At 64.9% G+C, this 20,463-nt stretch carries 21 protein-coding genes and 1 tRNA gene; 13 read left to right on the top strand and 9 right to left on the bottom strand.

Annotation, left to right across the window (positions count from 1 at the left end; all coding sequences use genetic code 11):
• Positions 1 to 70: 70 nt before the first annotated feature.
• From QDT69_RS15060 to QDT69_RS15030, 7 genes are all read left to right on the top strand, one after another.
• On the top strand, positions 71 to 1,432 hold the full coding sequence (locus tag QDT69_RS15060; protein WP_279707292.1) for a hydrolase: 1,362 nt from the start codon (positions 71 to 73) through the stop codon (positions 1,430 to 1,432).
• Between the two features lie 83 nt (positions 1,433 to 1,515).
• On the top strand, positions 1,516 to 2,901 hold the full coding sequence (locus tag QDT69_RS15055) for a cytochrome P450 (protein WP_279707291.1): 1,386 nt from the start codon (positions 1,516 to 1,518) through the stop codon (positions 2,899 to 2,901).
• Between the two features lie 41 nt (positions 2,902 to 2,942).
• Positions 2,943 to 4,352 (top strand): adenylate/guanylate cyclase domain-containing protein, encoded by a 1,410-nt coding sequence (locus QDT69_RS15050; RefSeq protein ID WP_279707290.1) that lies wholly within the window; start codon positions 2,943 to 2,945, stop codon positions 4,350 to 4,352.
• Positions 4,353 to 4,532: 180 nt separating this feature from the next.
• Complete coding sequence (locus QDT69_RS15045) at positions 4,533 to 5,036, top strand: TerB family tellurite resistance protein (protein ID WP_279707289.1); 504 nt, start codon at positions 4,533 to 4,535, stop codon at positions 5,034 to 5,036.
• A gap of 227 nt (positions 5,037 to 5,263) precedes the next feature.
• Positions 5,264 to 6,043, top strand: a complete 780-nt coding sequence (locus tag QDT69_RS15040) for an SDR family oxidoreductase (protein WP_279707288.1) — start codon at positions 5,264 to 5,266, stop codon at positions 6,041 to 6,043.
• A 173-nt stretch (positions 6,044 to 6,216) separates the two neighbouring features.
• Entirely contained in the window at positions 6,217 to 7,044 is an 828-nt protein-coding gene (locus QDT69_RS15035; protein ID WP_279707287.1) for a glutamine amidotransferase, read from the top strand.
• A gap of 111 nt (positions 7,045 to 7,155) precedes the next feature.
• Positions 7,156 to 7,965, top strand: a complete 810-nt coding sequence (locus QDT69_RS15030; protein WP_279707286.1) for an enoyl-CoA hydratase — start codon at positions 7,156 to 7,158, stop codon at positions 7,963 to 7,965.
• A gap of 109 nt (positions 7,966 to 8,074) precedes the next feature.
• On the opposite strand, the gene QDT69_RS15025 is transcribed toward QDT69_RS15030, so the two are convergent.
• Positions 8,075 to 8,150 (bottom strand) — tRNA-Ala (locus QDT69_RS15025).
• 297 nt (positions 8,151 to 8,447) lie between these two features.
• Between QDT69_RS15025 and QDT69_RS15020 the strand changes: the two genes are divergently transcribed.
• From QDT69_RS15020 to folD, 3 genes are read left to right on the top strand one after another with little or no spacing between them, the layout of a single operon-like run.
• Positions 8,448 to 8,738 (top strand): YggT family protein, encoded by a 291-nt coding sequence (locus QDT69_RS15020; RefSeq protein ID WP_050425753.1) that lies wholly within the window; start codon positions 8,448 to 8,450, stop codon positions 8,736 to 8,738.
• Positions 8,739 to 8,776: 38 nt separating this feature from the next.
• Positions 8,777 to 9,112, top strand: coding sequence for a DUF167 domain-containing protein (locus QDT69_RS15015; RefSeq protein WP_146986124.1), 336 nt, complete (start codon positions 8,777 to 8,779; stop codon positions 9,110 to 9,112).
• A gap of 1 nt (position 9,113) precedes the next feature.
• Positions 9,114 to 9,998, top strand: a complete 885-nt coding sequence (folD, locus tag QDT69_RS15010; RefSeq protein WP_279707285.1) for a bifunctional methylenetetrahydrofolate dehydrogenase/methenyltetrahydrofolate cyclohydrolase FolD — start codon at positions 9,114 to 9,116, stop codon at positions 9,996 to 9,998.
• A gap of 97 nt (positions 9,999 to 10,095) precedes the next feature.
• Here the strand turns inward: folD and ppa are convergent, their stop codons facing one another.
• Together ppa and QDT69_RS15000 are read right to left on the bottom strand one after the other, a co-directional pair.
• A complete protein-coding gene (gene ppa, locus QDT69_RS15005) occupies positions 10,096 to 10,626 on the bottom strand; it encodes an inorganic diphosphatase (RefSeq protein WP_016847249.1) in 531 nt (176 codons plus the stop codon).
• A gap of 165 nt (positions 10,627 to 10,791) precedes the next feature.
• Complete coding sequence (locus QDT69_RS15000) at positions 10,792 to 11,301, bottom strand: GNAT family N-acetyltransferase (protein ID WP_021078234.1); 510 nt, start codon at positions 11,299 to 11,301, stop codon at positions 10,792 to 10,794.
• 361 nt (positions 11,302 to 11,662) lie between these two features.
• Here QDT69_RS15000 and QDT69_RS14995 point away from each other — a divergent pair, with 361 nt between their 5' ends.
• The 3 genes from QDT69_RS14995 (at position 11,663) to QDT69_RS14985 (ending at position 14,053) form a co-directional block, all read left to right on the top strand.
• On the top strand, positions 11,663 to 12,130 hold the full coding sequence (locus QDT69_RS14995; protein ID WP_279707284.1) for a DUF2269 domain-containing protein: 468 nt from the start codon (positions 11,663 to 11,665) through the stop codon (positions 12,128 to 12,130).
• Positions 12,131 to 12,258: 128 nt separating this feature from the next.
• Positions 12,259 to 13,587 (top strand): SDR family oxidoreductase, encoded by a 1,329-nt coding sequence (locus tag QDT69_RS14990; protein ID WP_279707283.1) that lies wholly within the window; start codon positions 12,259 to 12,261, stop codon positions 13,585 to 13,587.
• A 58-nt stretch (positions 13,588 to 13,645) separates the two neighbouring features.
• Complete coding sequence (locus QDT69_RS14985; protein ID WP_279707282.1) at positions 13,646 to 14,053, top strand: thiol-disulfide oxidoreductase DCC family protein; 408 nt, start codon at positions 13,646 to 13,648, stop codon at positions 14,051 to 14,053.
• A 97-nt stretch (positions 14,054 to 14,150) separates the two neighbouring features.
• Here QDT69_RS14985 and QDT69_RS14980 read toward each other — a convergent pair whose 3' ends face one another.
• The 6 genes from QDT69_RS14980 to QDT69_RS14955 all read right to left on the bottom strand — a co-directional run bounded on the left by QDT69_RS14980 (position 14,151) and on the right by QDT69_RS14955 (position 20,336).
• The gene (locus QDT69_RS14980; protein WP_279707281.1) at positions 14,151 to 15,389 is read right to left on the bottom strand and encodes an NAD(P)/FAD-dependent oxidoreductase; all 1,239 of its coding nucleotides are present in this window, start codon (positions 15,387 to 15,389) and stop codon (positions 14,151 to 14,153) included.
• A 187-nt stretch (positions 15,390 to 15,576) separates the two neighbouring features.
• Positions 15,577 to 17,403 carry a translational GTPase TypA gene (typA, locus tag QDT69_RS14975; protein WP_050425748.1) on the bottom strand — a complete coding sequence of 609 codons (1,827 nt, stop codon included), beginning with the start codon at positions 17,401 to 17,403 and terminating at the stop codon, positions 15,577 to 15,579.
• Positions 17,404 to 17,685: 282 nt separating this feature from the next.
• Positions 17,686 to 17,925: a hypothetical protein gene (locus QDT69_RS14970; protein WP_279707280.1), complete on the bottom strand. Its 240-nt coding sequence runs from the start codon at positions 17,923 to 17,925 to the stop codon at positions 17,686 to 17,688.
• Complete coding sequence (locus tag QDT69_RS14965) at positions 17,922 to 18,194, bottom strand: hypothetical protein (RefSeq protein WP_279707279.1); 273 nt, start codon at positions 18,192 to 18,194, stop codon at positions 17,922 to 17,924. The genes QDT69_RS14970 and QDT69_RS14965 overlap by 4 nt, the downstream gene beginning before the upstream one ends.
• Positions 18,191 to 19,636 carry a radical SAM protein gene (locus QDT69_RS14960; protein WP_279707278.1) on the bottom strand — a complete coding sequence of 482 codons (1,446 nt, stop codon included), beginning with the start codon at positions 19,634 to 19,636 and terminating at the stop codon, positions 18,191 to 18,193. The genes QDT69_RS14965 and QDT69_RS14960 overlap by 4 nt, the downstream gene beginning before the upstream one ends.
• Positions 19,617 to 20,336, bottom strand: coding sequence for a prolipoprotein diacylglyceryl transferase family protein (locus tag QDT69_RS14955; RefSeq protein ID WP_279707277.1), 720 nt, complete (start codon positions 20,334 to 20,336; stop codon positions 19,617 to 19,619). The genes QDT69_RS14960 and QDT69_RS14955 overlap by 20 nt, the downstream gene beginning before the upstream one ends.
• Positions 20,337 to 20,463: the final 127 nt, after the last annotated feature.

Below are 20,463 nucleotides of genomic sequence, written 5' to 3'. Positions count from 1 at the left end.
CAGCGATTACGGTATCCTTTACGGGTGTAGGACACAGCTAAAGCCCTGAAAGGCTTGGGGAAGGGGACCAATGGCGCTGTCGCGGCGGAGATTTTTTCAAGGGGCCGGCGCCCTTACCCTGCTGGCCGGCCGCCTCGCTGCCCCGGCCTTGGCCCAGTCCGCGCCGGCCGGCGACATCCCGCCGATCCTGTTCGTGCACGGCAATGGCGATCACGCCGCGCTCTGGATGACGACGCTGTGGCGGATGGAGTGCAACGGCGTGCCGCGCGAGCGCATGGCTGCGATCAATTTCATCGATCCCCTCGCACGTGCCGACGACCAGGTCGAACAGGCGGGCCGCTCCTCGACCGAGGACCAGCGCCGCGCACTCGCCGAGGCGGTCAAGGAGCTGAAGCAGACGAGCGGCGCCGCGCGCATCGCCCTGGTCGGGAATTCGCGCGGCGGCAATGCGATCCGCAACACCATCAAGAACGGTGGCGGCGGCGACATCAGCCACGCGGTGCTGTGTGGCACGCCCAATCACGGTGTGTATGCGTCCGACGACGGCCTCGGCAACGAGTTCAACGGGCGCGGCCCGTTCCTGCGCGGGCTGAACGACGGCGACAGCGAAGTGACCGCGGGCACCGCCTTCCTGACCTTGCGCAGCGATGGTCTCGACAAATATGCGCAAGCCGACGGCCGCTTCATCGGCAAGCCGGGCACGCCGACCAACGTCACGACCGAGGGCCCGGCGCTGAAAGGCGCGACCAATCTGGTGCTCGGCGCGGTCGATCATCGCGAGACCGCGTATCATCCGCGCGCCTTTCGCGAGATCTACAAATTCATCGCCGGGCGTGAGCCGTCGCGGATCGAGATCGTGCCGGAGACGGCGGTGCGGTTGAGCGGCCTCGTCACGGGCACGCCGGGCGGCGCGCCGACCAACCGGCCGGTGCCGGGCGCAACGGTCGATATCTATCGTGTGTCGGCGGAGACCGGCGAGCGCATCGGCGGCCCGCTGCACAGCTCGCAGACCGGCGCCGACGGCCGCTGGGGGCCGGCGCAGGTCGATCCGTCCTGGCCGCTTGAGTTCGTGCTGACTTCTTCGGGAGCTGTGACGACGCACATTTATCGTTCGCCGTTTCCGCGCTCTTCCGAGATCGTGCATTTGCGCGCGGCGCGGCCGATGCAGCCGGCCGATGCCGGTGCAGGCGCCGTCGTGCTGATGTCGCGGCCGCGCGGTTATTTTGGGCTGCCGCGCGATATCGTGCTGTTCGACGGCAAGGAGCCGTCCGACGTCAAATCCGGCGTGCCGACGGACGCGGTGACGACGTTGCGGCTCGCCGCCACCGAGGTCGGCCGTCCGGTGGCCGCGATCTTCAACGCCGAGCGCATCGTGATGCGGGCCTGGCCGGCGTCCGAGAACCGGATTGCGGTCGCCGAGCTGACTTATTAGGTCTGGTAGAGGGTCCGCGTGCCTTCATGGCGCCGGGATCGCATGGCCGGATCGGCCGTTGCGTGAGGCAGGAAGCGAGGACCATGAGCATAGCCGAAGTCTACGATATCACGGTCACGCGGCGTCCCCTGGTCCCGCCGGCCCCGCCGCGCGCGCCTGCCGACATGGGCGCGTTCCAGCGGATGCGGGTGATGCGCAACTCGCCGATCGAGACCTGGGGCCAGCGCGCCTATGAGGACGACATCGTCCAGGGCCGCTTCTTCAACCACTCGAGCTTCATCCTCAACACACCGGATGCGATCCGCCATGTGCTGGTCGACAATTACGAGAACTACCACCGCACGCCTGCCGGCCTGCGCGTGCTGCGTCCGATGCTCGGCGAGGGACTGCTGATCGCCGAGGGCCGCGCGTGGAAGCATCAGCGCCGCACGCTGGCGCCGGCATTCACGCCGCGCGCGGTGACGACGCTCGTCCCCTACATGATCGCGGCGGTCGACGAGACGATCGCCAAACTGAATACCGCGAGCGGTGGACCGGTCGATCTACGCGAAGTGATGCAGCGCATGACGCTGGAGATTGCCGGCCGCAGCATGTTCTCGTTCGGCATGGATCGCCACGGCGCCGCGCTGCGCGACTTCGTGATGGAGTATGGCGACACGTTGGCGCGGCCGCACATGCTGGACCTGCTATTGCCCGTGAATTGGCCGACCCCGCAGGATTTCCGGCGCGCCCGCTTCCGCAAGCGCTGGACCGCATTCGTCGGCATGCTGATGGCCGAGCGCCGCGCTGCCGGCAAGGATGACAACGCGCCGGCCCGCGACCTGTTCGATCTGATGGGCGCCGCGCGCGATCCTGAAACCGGCCAGGCCTTCACCGATGCCCAGCTCGGCGACCAGGTCGCGACCATGATCCTGGCCGGCCATGAGACGACCGCGACCGCGCTGTTCTGGGCGCTCTATCTGCTGGCGCTCGATCTCGAGACCCAGGAACAATTGGCAGCAGAAGTCAGGAGCGTGGCAGCAGATGGCACGCTCGACATTGAGCAGTTGAAGTTCACCCGCGCGGTGATCGACGAAACCATGCGGCTGTATCCGCCGGCGTTCCTGATTGCGCGTGCGGCGGGCGGTCCCGACACCATCATGGGCCGTCCGGTCAGGAAGCATGACGTAATCCTGATCGCGCCGTGGCTGTTGCACCGGCATGAAAAGTTGTGGCGCGACCCGAATGCGTTCGTGCCGCAGCGTTTCCTGACGGGAACGCCGCCCGATCGCTTTGCCTATCTGCCGTTCGGCGTTGGCGCGCGGGTCTGCATCGGCGCGCATTTTGCGCTGGTCGAGGCGACGCTCGCGCTCGCGAAGATCGTCGGCGCGTTCCGCGTCGCGCTGGCCGACAAGGATCCGGTGATTCCGATCGGCGTGGTGACGACTCAGCCGAACCGCTCTCCGGTGTTCACGATCAAGCCGCGCTGACCTTGCGCGGCGATGTCGCAATGCTCACTTAAGGGCTCACCATGAGCGATACACAGGCCAGTTTCGCAGTCCTCAAGCAGACGACCGATCCGGCCGTCGTCGATGCCATGCAGCAGCTGATCGCCGATGGCCATGATCGCGAGCTCAATCGCATCAACGTGTTGGATTTCTCGCGGCGCACCGGGCTCGACCAGGAGAAGGTGATCTCCGGCTTCCTTCATGCGTCGCGGCTCGGCCTGTTCGACATGAGCTGGAACGTGCTGTGTCCGGGCTGTGGCGGCGTGCTCGATGCCCACACGACGCTGAAGTCGCTGCGCCATGACGACTACAATTGCGCGCTGTGCGCGGCCGGCTACGAGGCCTCGGTCGATGAGCTGGTCGAGGTTGCCTTCACCGTCAGCCCGCGCGTCCGGCACATTGCCGCGCACGATCCCAACACGCTGCCGATCTGGGAATACTTCCGCCAGATGTTCTGGAGTTCCGGGATCGAGTTCGACGAGAGTTCGGTGTCGACCCTGATCAACGAGGTGACGCTGGAAGGGCTCGAGCTGCCGCCCGGTGAAAAGGCGATCCTGTCGCTCAACCTGCCCAACCAGTTCGTCATCGTGTTCGAGCCGGTGACGCATTCGGCGCACTTCTTTGCCATCGAGGGCGAGCCGACCACCGAGCGTCAGCAGTTCTCGATCGCGTTCAACAAGACACACGCGCCGACCGGCACCTCGACGATGCGGCCCGGGCCGCTGCGGCTCTCGCTGGAAAATCACGCTGACGTTCGCGTGCTGCCATCGGTATGGATCGCCGGCGATCCGCTGCACAAATTGCTCGGCAAGCGCAAGCCGATCCTCACCGCGAAGCGGATGCTGTCGAACCAGACCTTCCGCGACGTGTTCAAGGCCGACAACCTCACCGTCGACCAGCGGCTGAAGATCACCGCGCTGACTTTCCTGTTCACCGATCTCAAGGGCTCGACCGCGCTCTATGAGCGGGTCGGCGATCTCGCCGCGTTCGATCTGGTGCGCGCGCATTTCCACGCGCTGCTCGAGATCATCGCCTCCGAGCGCGGTGCGGTCGTGAAGACCATCGGCGATGCCGTGATGGCGACCTTCATCCGGCCCGAGCACGCATTGTCGGCGGGCCTGCGCATGCGGGCTGCGATGAAAGAACTCAACGCCGAGCGCGGCAAGGAGGATCTGGTCGTCAAGATCGGCATCCATGAGGGGCCGTGCCTCGCGGTGACGCTGAACGAGCGGCAGGATTATTTCGGCCAGACCGTGAATATCGCAGCCAGGGTGCAGAGCCTGTCGACGTCGCAGGAAATCCATCTGACCCAGCCGGTGATGGAATCGGCGGAGGTTGCGGGCATCCTCGATCGCGCGGCGATCAAGCCGATCCAGAAGGAAGCCGCACTGCGCGGCATTGCCGACAAGCTCGTGGTGTACGAGATACCGTAGTCATATTGCAGATATGTAATGCTTGCCGAAACGTAATGCCGCAGCGGGAACCCGCGCGGATTGCGCCGGTTCTGTTTCCACGCCATATAGATTTTGGAGCATGATCCGGAAAAGTGTGTAGCGGTTTTCCAGACAGATGATGCTCCTGATCAAAGACTTCTTCATTCGACAGAGAGAGCGATGCTCGACGGACTCCGCCAATTCATTGCCGATATCGTCTCCCCCGATGCAAAGGCCGACCGCAACTTCGATGACGGCGACTATCGCCTGGCGGCCACCGCGCTGCTGGTGCATGTCGTCTCGCTGGACGGCGAGCCGACGCCCGCCGAGACGCGCAAGCTGCACAGCCTGATCGAGAGCCGTTTCCAGCTTGATCCCGGCACCGCCGACAAGTTGATAGCGTCCGCGATGCGCGTCGAAGGCGAGGCGGTGGATCTCTATCACTTTACCAGTGTGATCATGCGCTCGGTGAATGAGGAGGGACGGCTGCGCATCGTCGAGATGATGTGGGAGCTGGTCTATGCCGACGGCCAGGTCAGCGAGTTCGAGGACAATGTGGTCTGGCGCGCTGCCGATCTGCTCGGCATTTCCTCACGCGACCGCATCGACCTCAAGCACCGGGTCGCCGAGAAGCAGGCGGAGCTGCCGAAAGGCCCCTGGGGCACGGCGGACGCGGCAATCTGACACGGTCAGCCGCGCGAGCGGGAGCATCGTCGCCGGCATCACGGATGACGAAACTTTAATGTCGGCCGCGATTGGGGGCGATCCGACTGAAAATTGGTCGTTTCGTCCCGAAATCGGCGCACCGGCCGCTGTCCACAAGCCCATACACGGCTTGCGTCCCACCGCATGCCTATGCTCTCGTCGCCTTGTTGGGGACCTCACTAGAATTTGCAGTAAGAGTTTGAAACGTGACTGAGCGTGTGACGCTGATAACCGGGGCATCGGCGGGCATAGGCACCGAACTGGCGCGCGTGTTTGCATCGAATGGTCACCGGCTGGCGCTGGTGGCGCGGCGCGCCGACCGCCTGAAGGCGCTCGCCGACGAGCTCGGGGCCAAGGGCGCCGCGGCGCCGATCGTGATCCCCTGTGACCTGCAGCAGACCGATGCGGGCGACCGGATCGCGCAGGCCCTGACCGAGGCCGGGGTCGAGGTCGAATATCTCGTCAACAATGCCGGCTTCGGCCTGTTCGGCCTCGCCATCGAGCGCGACCGTGCCGAGCAGCTCAACATCATCAACGTCAACATCCGCGCGCTGACCGACCTGACGTTGCGCTTTGCGGATCAGCTGATTCGCAACCGCGGTGGTATCCTCAATCTCGGCTCGATCGCCGGCTTCCTGCCCGGCCCCGGCATGGCCGTATACTATGCCAGCAAGGCCTATGTGCTCTCGTTCTCCGAGGCATTGCGCTGTGAGCTGGCGCCGAAGGGCGTGCGCGTCACCGTGGTTTGCCCGGGTCCCGTGCCCTCCGAGTTCCAGGACCGCGCCGGCTTCGCGCCTGGCTTCGATTCCGCGATTCTCAACGTCGCGCCGGATGAGGTCGCCCGCCAGGCCTATCGCGGCTTGATGGCAAACAAGCGTGCCGTGCTGCCTGGCGCCTTCATCAAGGTCGTGCCGTTCCTGCTGCGGCTGTTTCCGCGCTCCTTCATCCTGACGGCGGTCGGCGGTTTCCAGCTCCGCAAGCGCTAGCCGCTGCTCGCTTCTCCCCGAAACGTCCCTCGATCGTCGTTAAGGCTGTTTCTGGCCCGCGATTTGCTTCGTGCGTCTGTGCGCAAACTCACACGATGTTAACGACCACTTAGCTATGATCGCACCTTACGTGCCGAATCCTTAAGCAGAGGCCAAACCTTCAAGCAGAGGCAATGTCGTTCCGGTCTGACCAAACCCGTGTCGTGGTGCCCTTCGCAAACCGAAGGCCGGCCGCGGTCACGCCGGTAGATCAGATTTGGGATCAGACCTTGGATCAGGTTTCGCGCCGGCCGGTGCTGATTGTGCTGCATCAGGAGACCTCGACTCCCGGCCGGATCGGCAACGCCCTGCGTGCGCTGGGCTACCCGCTCGACATCCGCCGTCCGCGCTTCGGTGACGCGCTGCCCGCAACGCTCGACGCGCATGCCGGCGCGGTGATCTGCGGCGGCCCGATGAGCGCCAATGATCCCGACGACTACATACGGCGCGAGATCGACTGGATCGCAATTCCCTTGCGCGAGCAGCGCCCGTTCCTGGGCATTTGTCTCGGTGCACAGATGCTGGCGCGGCAACTCGGCGCGCGCGTCGCGCCGCATCCGCAAGGCCGTGTCGAGGTCGGTTATTACCCGGTCAGGCCGACGGAAGCGGGCCGCACGCTGTGCCCGGACTGGCCGGCGCGCGTCTATCATTGGCATGGCGAGGGATTTCAACTGCCCGAGGGCGCGGACCTGCTTGCAGCGGGCGACGATTTTCCGGTGCAGGCGTTCCAGTTCGGCAACGCCTTCGGCCTGCAATTCCATCCCGACGTGACCTACGCGATGATGCATCGCTGGACCGCGCGCGGTTGCGCGCGAATGGATTCCCCTGGCGCGCAACCGCGTCATCTGCACTTCGCCGAGCGCGCGGTGCACGATGCCGCCGAGCGCGCGTGGCTGAAGCATTTCATCGACGGCTGGATCGCGCGTGTGCCGCAGCCGGTGCTGCTGCAGGCCGCCGAATAGCCGCCGCGCGGAATTTCGCGGCGCCTATTCATTCTGATGGATGTGCTACTGTCGGTTGCCGCGCGCGGCTCGCCGCGCGGATCAATAACAACAAGGCACAGGGAGATCGCCGTGAGCTACCAGCACATCCTCTATGAGGTCAGCGACCGGATCGCGACCATCACGCTCAACCGCCCAGACCGCATGAATGCGTGGACCGCGATTATGGAGCGCGACGTGCGCCACGCGATGGAGGCTGCATCGAACGACGACGATGTTCGCGTCATCATCTTGACCGGCTCGGGCCGGGGCTTTTGCGCCGGCGCCGACATGGAAGCGCTGCAGGGGATCGATCCCAACGAGGTCAGGCGCGGCGAGAGCATTCCGTTCGACATGAACCGCCGCGCCGATTGGCAGACGCGTTACGCCTACTACCCCGCCATCAAGAAGCCCGTGATCGCGATGCTCAACGGCGCCACCGCCGGCATCGGCCTGGTTCACGCGCTGTATTGCGACCTGCGCTTCGCCGCCGACAGCGCGGTGTTCACGACTGCCTTCGCACGGCGCGGCCTGATCGCCGAGCATGGCATCAGCTGGATGCTGCCGCGCATCGTCGGCCATGCCAACGCGCTCGATCTCTTGATGTCGGCACGGCGCGTGTCGGCCGCGGAGGCGCTGCGCATCGGCCTCGTCAACCGGCTCTCGCCGCCGGAGAAGCTGCGCGAGGAAACCTACGCCTATGCCCGCGACCTCGCCGATTTCGTCTCCCCGAGCGCGATCGCGGTGATCAAGCGCCAGGTCTACGAAGTGCCGTTCCAGACCCTCGCCGAGGCCACCATCGACGCCAACCGCGAGATGCAGATCGCGCTGAAGGGGAATGATTTCCGGGAAGGCGTCGCGAGCTTTGTGGAGAAGCGGCCGCCGCGGTTTACGGGGACGTGAGGGGGGAGGGGGTTTAGTCCGTCTTCGCCCGTTGGGCTTCGCCGGACACCACGCTTCGCCCTTCAGGCTCCTGCGTGGCTGCGCCACGCGTAGCCCGAAGGGCGAAGCGTGGTGGAGCCAGGCGGGATCGAACCGCCGACCTCGTCATTGCGAACGACGCGCTCTCCCAGCTGAGCTATGGCCCCATCGCGGCCGGGTGTTGCTGAGTATCCCGGCCGTCAGTCGGGCGCCATTTACAGTCCGGCCCAAGGCCAAGTCAAGAACGGTGAAACAACGGTTTTCAGCCCATCTCGCCGGGAACTTCCCTTGTTTGCGGGGGAATGAACCGATATTTAGAGCATGATCCGGACCCGGCAGGCCGCGTTAGCGAAAAGCGTGTAGCGGTTTTCCGAAAAGATCCTGCTCAAACAAGACGCGCGATGGCGGCTCAGTCCGGTCTCGTTGCGCTTCAATTGGTCGTCCCACCCGCGAGCCCCCAACATATGCGCGCTGTTCTCGACATCGTCATCATCGTCCTCGACCTCTATGTCTGGCTCTTGATCGCCTCCGCCATCCTGTCCTGGCTGGTCGCCTTCAATGTGGTCAACACGCGCAACCAGTTCGTCTCGGCGGTGGCCGAGTTCCTGTACCGGATCACCGAGCCGGTGCTGCGGCCGATTCGCAACGTGATGCCGAATCTGGGCGGCCTTGATATCTCGCCGATCATTGTGATCCTGATCATCATGTTCCTCCAGCGGGTGATCGCCTATTACATCTATCCCAACGTGATCTGATCCTGCGCCGATGGACCGCCGCTGATGGATCCTTTTTGATGGAGCCTTGGCGCTACTCCACCGAGGGCATCAGCATCGCCTTGCGCGTGACGCCGCGCGGCGGCCGCGACGACATCGACGGGATCGAAACGCTGGCCAACGGCCGCTCGGTGGTGAAGGTGCGGGTGCGTGCCATTGCGGAAGGCGGCGAGGCCAACCGCGCTGTGACCGAGTTGCTGGCCAAGGCGCTCGGCGTGCCCAAGGCCAGGGTGAAGCTGCTGTCCGGCGCCACCTCGCGGCTGAAGCAGGTGGCGGTGGCCGGCGACCCGAAGGGTCTCGGCGAGACCTTGCGTAAGCTGACGGCGGCCGGGCCGAACCAAAAGACGAAGGACTGACATGACTGCGCGCATCATTGACGGAAAAGCCATCGCCGCCGAGCTTCGCACCCGCGTCGCCGACGAGGTCGCCCGCGTCAAGCGCGAGCATGCGCTCACGCCGGGGCTCGCCGTGGTGCTGGTCGGCCACGATCCGGCGAGCGAAGTCTATGTCCGCAGCAAGCACACCCAGACCCAGGCCGCCGGCATGGCCTCGTTCGAGCACAAGCTGCCGGAGGACGTGTCGCAGGCCGATCTGCTGGCGCTGATCGCGCGGCTCAACCGCGATCCGCTGGTGCACGGCATCCTGGTGCAGCTGCCGCTGCCGAAATCGCTGCACACCGAGACCATCATCAACGCGATCGACCCGGCCAAGGACGTCGACGGCCTGCACCCGAACAATGCCGGCCGGCTCGCCGGCGGCCTGGCGGCGCTGTCGCCCTGCACGCCGCTCGGCTGCATCATCCTGACCAAGAGCGTGCATGCCTCGCTCGAGGGCATGAACGCGATCGTGATCGGCCGCTCCAATCTGGTCGGCCGTCCGCTGGTGCAGTTGCTGCTGAACGAGAACGCGACGGTGACGATCGCGCATTCGCGCTCGCGCGATCTGGCAAAGCTCTGCGCCCAGGCCGACCTGGTCTATGCCGCGGTCGGCCGTCCGGAGATGGTGCGTGGCGACTGGATCAAGCCGGGCGCGACCGTGATCGATGTCGGCATCAACCGCATTCCAGTGCCCGGCGGCAAGCCGAAGCTGGTCGGCGACGTCGCATTCCAGGAAGCGCTCAATGTCGCCGGCGCGATCACGCCGGTGCCTGGCGGCGTCGGACAGATGACGGTGGCGTGCCTGCTGGTCAACACGCTGCGCGCTGCCTGCGCGATTGCCGGCCTGCCGGCGCCCGCGGTGTAGTGATGTCGTTCCGGGGCGCTCGCGGAGCGGGCGAACCCGGAACCTCGAGATTCCGGGTTCGATGCTGACGCATCGCCCCGGAATGACGGCTACGCCGTCACTTCTTCTTCGCGCGCTCGATGCCTTCGAGGATCAGCTTGCGGGCCTCGTCGGCGTCGCCCCAGCGCAGCACCTTCACCCACTTGCCCTTCTCGAGATCCTTGTAGTGCTCGAAGAAGTGCTGGATCTGCTGCAGCGTGATGTCTGGCAGGTCGCTGTAGTTCTGCACCTTGTCGTAGCGCTGGGTCAGCTTCGATGACGGCACCGCGATGATCTTCTCGTCACCGCCGGCCTCGTCTTCCATCAGCAGCACGCCGACCACGCGCACGCTCATCACGGCGCCCGGCACGATCGCGCGGGTGTTGACGATCAGCACGTCGCAGGGATCGCCGTCGCCCGAGAGCGTGTGCGGAATGAAGCCGTAATTGCCGGGATAGCGCATCGGCGTGTAGAGGAAGCGGTCCACCACGAGCGTGCCGGCCTCCTTGTCCATCTCGTACTTGATGGGCTCGCCGCCGACGGCAACCTCGATGATGACGTTGACGTCGTGGGGCGGGTTTTTTCCGATCGATATGGCGTCGATACGCATGGATTGCTCCGCGTGGCCTTTTGGAAGTTGAGAATGATGTGATTTTTTGTTTGGCGCCGCCAGGCCGCAAAACGGCATCAGGCCCGGCCGTGGAGCCGGGCTGGCCGTCGCGCGCAACGCTCAGGCAGGTTTAGCCTTGCCGCAGCTGCGAGAGAAGCAGGATTTTCAGTTGGCCCAGGCGAAAGCGACCTTGTCGAGCGATTTAGGCCCGAACCGTTCCGAGGAGCGCGCCACCATCCGGCCGCCCAGCGCGCGGTAAAACTCGGTCGCCGGCTCGTTGTCGGAGAGCGCCCAGATCACCATGCTCTTCAGGCCGCTCTGCATCAGGTCGCGGCGGGCTGCGGCGAACAGGCGCCGGCCGAAGCCGAGGCCCTGGAATTCCGGCCGCAGATAGAGCTCGTAGATCTCGCCTTCGAAATGCAGGCTGCGAGCGCGGTTGCGGCCGTAATTGGCATAGCCCGCGATCCTGTCGCCGAACACCAGCACGCTGACGCGGCTGCCCTTGCGGATGGCGCTGTCCCACCACTGCGGGCCACGGCGATTGATCAGCTTTTCGAGTTCGGCGCCGGGGATTATGCCCTGATACGCCGAGCGCCAGGCTTCGTCATGGGTAGACGCCACCGAGGCTGCGTCTGCAGCTTTGGCTGGCCGGACCTCGATTAGCGTTGTGCTCATGCATCTAATCAAAGCAAGTCGGAGGGCCGCCTTCAAGGTCCATCGTTAATTATCGGTTAACCTGTGGGCTTTTTGCATCAGTGTCATGAAAACTTGTTCCGAAAAAGGACACTTGCCGGGTTCAAGCGAGCGATCGCTGGTTCGGCCCTGTGCAAAGCGTGAATCGCGCGCGCAGTATGACAGTGCCGGCGCTTGGAAAAAGCGCATTCGGGGCTGATTCGCCGTGAGGATTTGACGTGCGGGCTAAGCGCGATGTGGGTACTCCGGGTGCGCAGCCGCAGTGGATTTTTGCGCGCGCACGGCCTATGGCAGCGGCGGCATTTGTGCGCGCCTAAACCGGCCCGATCGCGAGCGGACTGCGATGACGCTCTATTTCCTGATCAAATATCTGCATGTGCTCGGCGCCATCGTGATCCTCGGCACCGGGACCGGCATCGCCTTCTTCATGCTGGCGGCGCATCGCACGCAAAGCGCGTCTTTCATCGCGCGCACGGCGTCGACCGTCGTGGTCGCGGACATGATCTTCACGCTGAGCGCGGTGCTGCTGCAGCCGGTGAGCGGCGGGCTGCTGATGTGGTTGTCGGCAACCAGTCTGACCGAGCGTTGGCTCTTGCTGTCGCTGGCGCTCTACGCACTGGCCGGCATGTTCTGGGTTCCCGTTGTCTTCATGCAGATGGAGATGCGCGACCTCGCACGGGCGGCGGCCGATAAGGGTCTTCCACTGCCGCCGCGTTACGCTGCGCTGTTTCGCCGCTGGTTTCTGTTCGGGATTCCCGGCTTCGGCTCGGTGATGATCATCCTCTGGCTGATGATCGCGAAACCATTCTAGTCCAGTGTTGTCATTCCGGGGCGCGGAGCGAACCTCAGGTGCGCAATTGCGCACCGGGGAATCTCGAGATTCCGGGTTCGATGCTTCGCATCGCCCCGGAATGACGGCACACGATAGTCTAGGGCCCCATGAGTGACGGTGCATCACACAATATCCTCGTGCTCGGCGCGTCGGGCCTGATCGGACGCTATGTCACCGACGATCTGAGGGCGCGCGGCTTCCGCGCGATCGGGATCGCGCGGCATTTCACGGCCGCACAAAAGATGAGCGCAGCCGACCTCGAACTGCCCGTGATGGCGATGGATGTCGCTGAGCTGACGCAACTGCTTCGCACGCATGAGGCCGATGTCGTCGTGAACTGCCTCGGCGTGCTGCAGGACGGTCCGGGCAGCGACACGCGCGCGGTGCATCGCGACTTCGTGGCGCGACTGCTGCAAGCGATCCGCGACAGCCATCGCGCCATCCGTCTGGTGCACGTTTCGATTCCCGGCGCAGCCAGTGAGGATCGCACGGCCTTCAGCACCACCAAGCGCGAGGCCGAACGGCTGATCGCTGAGTCCGGCATCGCCTACGCGATCCTGCGCCCCGGTTTTGTGATTGCGCCATCGGCCTATGGCGGTAGCGCCATGCTGCGCGCGTTGGCGGCGCTGCCGGTGGATTTGCCGGCCGACGAGGCGGCAACGCCGTTCCAGCCGGTTGCGGTCGAGGACATCGCCGCGACTATCGCCTGGCTCGCGGCGCGCGATGTCGCCGACGAAGCCGTGCGCTCGGTGACATGGGACCTGATGCAGCCACAGCCGGTCTCGCTCGGCGGCGTCATCGCCCAGTTCCGCTGGTCATTCGGCACGGCGAAACATTTTCGCATCGCGTCCCCGTCGTTCCTGATCGATCTCGGCGCCCGTCTCGGCGATCTCACGAGCAGTCTCGGCTGGATGCCGCCGATGCGCTCCAATGCGATCGCCGAGCTGCGCCGCGGCGTCACCGGTGATCCCACGGCCTGGATGGCAGCGACCGGCATCGTGCCGAAGACGATCGCGCAGGCGGTCGGCGGCCGTCCCGCGACGATCCAGGACAAATGGTTTGCGCGGCTGTTCCTGATCAAGGCGCTGATCTTCGCAAGCCTCGTGCTGTTCTGGGTTGCTTCCGGTTTCATCGCGCTGGTCATTTCCTATGATGCCGCCGCCGGTATTCTGAGCGCGCATCACTTCCCTCCTGCCCTGGTCGGACCGGTGACGGTGTTGACCAGCCTGATGGACATGAGCATCGGTGTGCTGATCGTGATCCGCCGCACCGCGGCGTTCGGCCTTGTTGCCGGCATCATTGCCTCGCTCGGCTACATGGCGGGATCGGCGGTCCTGACGCCTGATCTCTGGATCGAGCCGCTCGGCGCGCTGGTGAAGACGGGACCTGCGATCGTGCTGATGCTGGTGGCGCTGCTGACATTGGATAACCGATAGCGTTTTCAAGCGAAGTGGGACCGGTTCGCGTGAAGAAAACGCGTCGAAGGAAAACAAGATGACGAGCTGGCCCGACGACGACGTGATCCTCTACGACGGCGTCTGCATCTTCTGCTCGCGCTGGGTCCGCTTCGTCGTCGCCCGAGATAAGGCTCGCCGCTTTCGCTTCACCCCTATCCAGTCCGATTACGGCACGCGGCTGGCGAAGACCTTCGGCATCGACCCCGAGGATCCCGACACCAACGCCGTTGTCCATGGCGGCATCGCTTGGATGAAGTCGGATGCCGCGCTGACGGTGCTGAGCCATCTCCCCGGCTGGGGCTGGACAAGCGCGCTGTTCGCGGTGCCAAAACCGCTGCGCGACGCCGTCTACAGCCTCATCGCACGCAACCGCTACAAGATCTTCGGCAAGTATGAGACGTGTTTCGTGCCCGACACGGACATGCGGGCGCGGGTGTTGGAGTAGTTTCTGCCGTCATTGCGAGGAGCGAAGCGACGAAGCAATCCATGTCTCAGCAAGCGGTGAAATGGATTGCTTCGCTTCGCTCGCAATGACGATGCGGCTACTTGCGGGACAACACTTCCTTCGCCGCCCTCTCACCGCTGTCCCGCGCGCCATGGGCGGTCGAGAAGAAATGCGGCGACGTCGCTTCGCCGGCGAAGAACAGCCGGCCGTCGACCGGGGCGGCCAGCATGGCACGCTTGTCGGCGTGGCCGGGCAGCGCGTGCGAATAGGAGCCGCGAGCGAACGGGTCGTGGGCCCAGCGGGATTCGCTGAGCGGCTGCAGCTTGCGGCGGAAATCATTGCCGAGGAACGAGACGATCTCGTCGATACTGTGCGCGGCGATGGCGCCGTCGCCGGCATCTTCGAGCGCTTGCGCAAAGCGGCCGCCGAAGAAGCCCTCGATGCAGGGCTGGCCGAACGGGCGGATGTGGTAGGTGCCCATCTCGGTGCGCATGGTGGCTCCGCGCAGATTGCCTTCCTTCGGCAGCGCCTCGGGTTCGGCGAGCGCCAAGGTCACCTTGTCGGCGAGGCCGAGCGGCAGCCCGCGCGCGGCATCGAGCTTGTCCGGCAGCGCGGGCGAGAAGCGGATTGCCTCATCGGCGATCAGGTTGGTCGGCACGGTGACGATCACCCGGTCCGCCTCCAGCACGCCGCGCGAGGTCTCGATGCGGATCCGCTTGCTGGAGTGATCGATCAGCCTGACCTCGCAGTTCAGCGCGACCGATACTTGTTCGCCGTAGGCCGAGACCAGCGCGCCATAGCCGCGCCGCACCCGCCAATTGACGTTGCTGTCCTCATAGGCGTCGAAATCGAGGATTGACAGCTGGTCGAGCTCGCATCCGTTCACATAGGTCGAGATCGCATCGATCATCGGGTTCCAGCGGTTGCCGGGCTCGAGGTAGCGATCGGCCGAGCCGTCCTTGCCACTGCGCGCGGCCTCTTCGAGGCGATCGTAGAATTCGTCGAGCGCAAGCATGAACGCGTCGCGATCGGCCTGCGGGAATGCCTTGCCATAGGCGCGCTCGCGCCACGGCGGCAGGTCCTTGTTGAGCTCGAAGTCGAGTTGCTTGGCGATGCCGACAAAGCTGTTCTGGTCGGCCGAGTGCAACCAGCCGCAGCCGACGTCGAACACCACGTCAGGCGCGGCCTGGATCGTGTGCGCGCGGCCGCCGAGGCGGTCGCGGGCTTCCAGCACGATGCTGGAGAGGCCGGTGCCCTTCAGCGCATGCGCGGCGCCGAGGCCTGCGGCGCCGGCGCCGATGATGGCAACATCGACCGTGGAGGGAAGCGAACTCATGTCCCGGCTCTAGCACGTTCGCCGCCGGGCCTGAAGCGGCCTCACGCATGACTGTCATCGCCCGCGAAAGCGGGCGATCCAGTATTCCAGAGACGGTTGTTATTGAGCCGATAGGCCGCGGCGTACTGGGTGCCCCGGTCAAGCCGGGGCACGACAGTTTGGTTTACGCGATAGCTTACGCCACCGCTTACGCTACGGCTTCCTTGGCCTTCTCGGCGCGCTTGCGGTCGTTCGGATCGAGATGCTTCTTGCGCAGCCGGATCGACTTCGGCGTCACCTCGACGAGCTCGTCGTCCTCGATATAGGCCAGCGCCTTTTCCAGCGTCATCCGGATCGGCGGCGTCAGGCGCACCGCTTCGTCCTTCGAGGTGGTGCGGATGTTGGTGAGCTGCTTGCCCTTCAGCACGTTGATCTCGAGATCATTGTCGCGGGTGTGCTCGCCGACGATCATGCCCTTGTAGACCTTCCAGCCCGGCTCGATCATCATCGGGCCGCGGTCCTCCAGCTTGAACATCGCATAGGCCACCGCTTCGCCCTGGTCGTTCGAGATCAAGACGCCGTTGCGGCGGCCCTGGATCTCGCCCTTGTAGGCAGCATAGCCGTGGAAGATGCGGTTCATGATCGCGGTGCCGCGGGTGTCGGTGAGCAGTTCGCCCTGGTAGCCGATCAGGCCGCGGGTCGGCGCGTAGAACACCAGCCGCAGGCGGTTGCCGCCGGACGGGCGCATCTCGATCATCTCGGCCTTGCGCTCGCTCATCTTCTGCACGACGACGCCGGAATGCTCCTCGTCGACGTCGATCACGACTTCCTCGATCGGCTCCTGCCAGCCGCCGGTCGCCTCGTCCTTCTGCAGCACGACGCGCGGGCGCGACACCGAGAGCTCAAAACCCTCGCGGCGCATGGTCTCGATCAGGATCGCGAGCTGCAATTCGCCGCGGCCGGAGACTTCCATCGAATCCTTGTCGGCGGCCTCGACGACGCGCAGCGCGACATTGCCCTCGGCCTCGCGCATCAGGCGGTCGCGGATCATGCGCGAGGTCACCTTGTCGCCTTCGGTGCCGGCGAGCGGCGAGTTGTTGACGATGAACGACATCGACACCGTCGGCGGATCGATCGGCTGCGCCGGCAGCGGCGTCTCGACTGAGGGGTCGCAGAAGGTGTCGGCGACGGTGCCCTTGGTCAGGCCCGCGATCGCGACGATGTCGCCGGCCTCGGCCTCTTCGAGAGGCGTGCGCTCAAGGCCGCGGAAGGCGAGGATCTTGGTGAGGCGGCCGCTCTCGATCAGCTTGCCGTCGGCGCCCAGCACCTTGACCTGCTGGTTCGGCTTGATCGAGCCGGACGAGATGCGGCCGGTGATGATGCGGCCGAGATAAGGGTTGGCCTCGAGGATGGTGCCGATCATCCGGAACGGACCTTCTTCGACCTTCGGCGGCTCGACATGGCGCACGATCAGGTCGAACAGCGGCTGCATGCCGAGGTCCTTCGGACCCTCCGGGCTCTCGGCCATCCAGCCCTGCTTGGCCGACCCGTAGAGGATCGGGAAATCGAGCTGCTCCTCGCTGGCGTCGAGCGCCGCGAACAGGTCGAACACCTCGTTGATGACTTCGGTCGGGCGCGCATCGGGGCGGTCGACCTTGTTGATCACGACGATCGGCTTCAGGCCGATCTTGAGCGCCTTCGACACCACGAACTTGGTCTGCGGCAGCGGACCCTCGGCGGCGTCGACCAGCACCAGCGCGCCGTCCACCATGTTGAGGATGCGCTCGACCTCACCGCCGAAATCGGCGTGGCCGGGGGTGTCGACGATGTTGACGCGGATGTCCTTCCACTGCACCGAGGCGGCTTTCGCCAGGATGGTGATGCCGCGCTCGCGCTCCAGGTCGTTGGAGTCCATGGCGCGTTCGGTGACCTTCTGGTTCTCACGGAAGGTGCCGGATTGCTGCAGCAGGCGGTCGACGAGGGTGGTCTTGCCGTGGTCGACGTGGGCGATGATGGCGACGTTGCGAAGGTTCATGGCTCTTCTTCTGGTCGTGCAATGGTCAGATGCGCGATCTCGCCGGACCAGTTTGGCCGGCCGCTCGCTCGCGTGGCCCATCAGGGGCCCGGATCACGCTCATACCCAAGAAATTTGACGGGGACGCATCACCCCAAAAAGGAAGCCCGGTCAGAGGACCGGGCACCTTGCGCGTTGCGGCGCAATATAGTCAGAAAACGCCAAAAAACAACGGTTTATTGGCCGTTTGGGTGACTGATTTTGGTTCCGGAAGCGGGTTTTGAGGGACTTTTCGGGGGTGATTCAACCTCGTTTCAGCGCCCGCGCGAACACAATCAACCCGAGGCCAACAAGCGTCACCAGCACCGAGACCCCGGTGAGCGGGTCACCGGACCCGCCCAGGGTGACATTGAGGACCACGCAGAGGGCGCCCGGGACCAGCAAAAGCACCCCGATGATGAGCATGAAGATCGCGCAGCCGGGCGGCAGGCGGGATTCCCGCCACGGCGGCTCGGTCGGAGGGGGCTGGTCGGGATGGCTCATGAGCTCCCCTTGATCGCGGCCCGGACCAGCATCACGCCGGCAAAGCCGACCGCGAGCCCGAGCAGAGCCAGGAAAAGTAGCGAGGGATCGGGGCGCGAATCGAAGAAGGTGCTGCCGCCGATCAGGAGCGCACAGAGCCCGGGCAGCAGCAGGAACAGCCCGAACAGCGCCATAAAGGCGGTCGCGCAGCCGCCGCGTTGCGGCGGCAGCGGCGGAGGCAGCGAGGGCGGAGATCCGTCCGGATTGATGGGGCGGCCCTCGTCGCTCATCGCGGCACCTCCTCACCCTGCCGTGCCTCGCGATAGGTCTGGCCGGCCAGGCTTGCGCGGATGCCGTCAATTTTCCCGTCACGGTAGAACAGATTGTAGGTGTCGAACGGGATGATCGCGCCGCTCTCGGTGACGAAGTGGATGCAGCTTCGCTTGACGTTGCCGACGCAGAAACTGAAGCGATCGAGGAATTGCACGATGGTGACGCGGAACACGTTCTCATAAGTCAGCCCCTCCGGCACCTCGAAGCTCGGCAGGCAGCACAGCAATTCGCAGACCCGCTCGCTCGTGTTGAGCGGCCCCGACGACAGCGAGAACAGGTCGACGAATTTCTCCCGCAATACCGGATATTTTTCCGGGCTGATCGTGTTCGGCATCACGGCGACGAGCTGCTCCTGCGGGATCAGCGAGGTCAGCGGCAGCACCTTGTCGGCGTTGCGCAGGCCGTAGCCGATCGAAATGCTCTCGGGATTGCAGGGCAGGGGGATCATGTCCTTGTCGCCGAACACCCCCGTCTCGATCACGTGCTGGCGAATCTCCGAGAGCATGATGCGGTCGGTATTCTTGTCGAAATTCTTGTTACGTCCGGCGTCCTGCACCGGCTGCAGCGTGACGCCGCGGACGCATTTCCAGGTCAGCGCATGGCGGACGATGTCGCCGATCTCGGCGTCGTTGACGCCGCGCTTGATGGTGGCGACCAGCGTGGTCGAGACGCCGTAGTGTTCGAGATTTTCCAGCGCCTGCTGGCGGATCTTGCGCAGGTCCGCGCCGCGCAGATTGACCAGCGCCTCGCGCTTCAGCGAATCGAATTGCAGGTAGACTTCAAGGCCGCGCTTGTTCTCGGCGAGTTTCGCCACGAAGTCGGGTTCGCGCGCGATCCTGAGGCCATTGGTGTTGATCATGACATGGCGGATCGGCCGGGCGCGCACCGCATCAAGGATCGCGAAGAAGTCCGGATGCAGCGTCGGCTCGCCGCCGGAGATCTGCACGAGGTCAGGCTCGCCCTCGCTCGCCACCAGCGCGTCCAGCATCTTCTCGATCTTGGCCAGCGGCGTGAAGCTGGTGCGTGCCGGCGAGGAATCCGCAAAGCACACCGGGCAGGTCAGGTTGCAGTGCTCAGTGATCTCGATCAGCGCCAGGCAGGAATGCTGCTCATGGTCCGGACACAGCCCGCAATCATAGGGGCAGCCGAATTCGGTGTGGCGCTGCAAGGCGAGCGGCCGGTCGCCGGGCTTGATGAAATCCTTGCACAGCCGCCAGTAGGCTGAATCGGTCGAGACCAGCGTCGATTGCACGCCGTGCTGTTTGCAGCGCTTCTCGTACCAGACCTCGTTGCCTGATATCTGGATCTTGGTCGGCACCAGGGTGAGGCAGGTCTCACAGAGCGATTGGGTCTGGCCCCAGAAGATGTAGGGGCGGGACTTACGCAGCGGCGCGTTCATGCTTCACACTCGCATTCGGCGCCGTCGCGAGCATGACGGCGGCATAGACCATGACAAACAGCGACAGCAGGTGGAACAGCGAGAACGGGCCGATCAGCGCGCCGTAGGGCTTGATGAACTCCCAGACGAAGCGCTGCAGGCCGTAGAAGAACAGCACGAGGTAGAATCCATTGGTGATGACAGCGGCGTTGCGGTTCAATACGGCCCAGACATAGAAGGCCGCGAATGCCGCCATCGCCAGGCTTTCATAGAGCTGCACCGGATGGCGCAGCACGCCGTCGCCGAAATCATGGCCCCAGGGCAGCGTGGTCGGCGTGCCATAGGTGAAATCCTCGAGGCCCGCGAAATAGCAGCCGAGCCGGCCGACCGCGACGCCGATCGCAAGCGGCAGCGCGAACCGCGCACCCGTTCGCAGCGAGATGCCGTGCAGCCATTTGTATAGCTCGATCGCGACGATGCCGCCGGCCAGCGCGCCCTCGACCGAGCGGGCGATGCCGGGCATGCCCGAGAACCACAGGTTCAGCGTGCCGAAGATGTAGGCGCCGATGCCGGCGCCGAACACCAGCACCGCGATGTAGGGCAGCTCGAAGGATTGCCGCGGGAATTGCAGCCCGCGTATACGCGATAGCCACCACATGGCGGCCGCAGCCGCGCCCCATGCTGCGACGTCGAAGACGGCGTGAAGTTCAGCCCCACTCATGAGGCGAGTGTAGCGTGATTTTCGCGGCCCGCGATAGTTGTTCTCCCTCGCCCCGCTCTTGCGGGGAGAGGGTTGGGGTGAGGGGCTCTCTCCGCCAGGCAGTGTACGTTGAGGGACCTGCACCCCC

This window comes from Bradyrhizobium sp. CER78, from assembly GCF_029846235.1.
GTDB lineage: Bacteria > Pseudomonadota > Alphaproteobacteria > Rhizobiales > Xanthobacteraceae > Bradyrhizobium.
The sequence above is the reverse complement of the archived record's forward strand: the minus strand, read 5'-3'. Positions and strand labels throughout refer to the sequence as shown.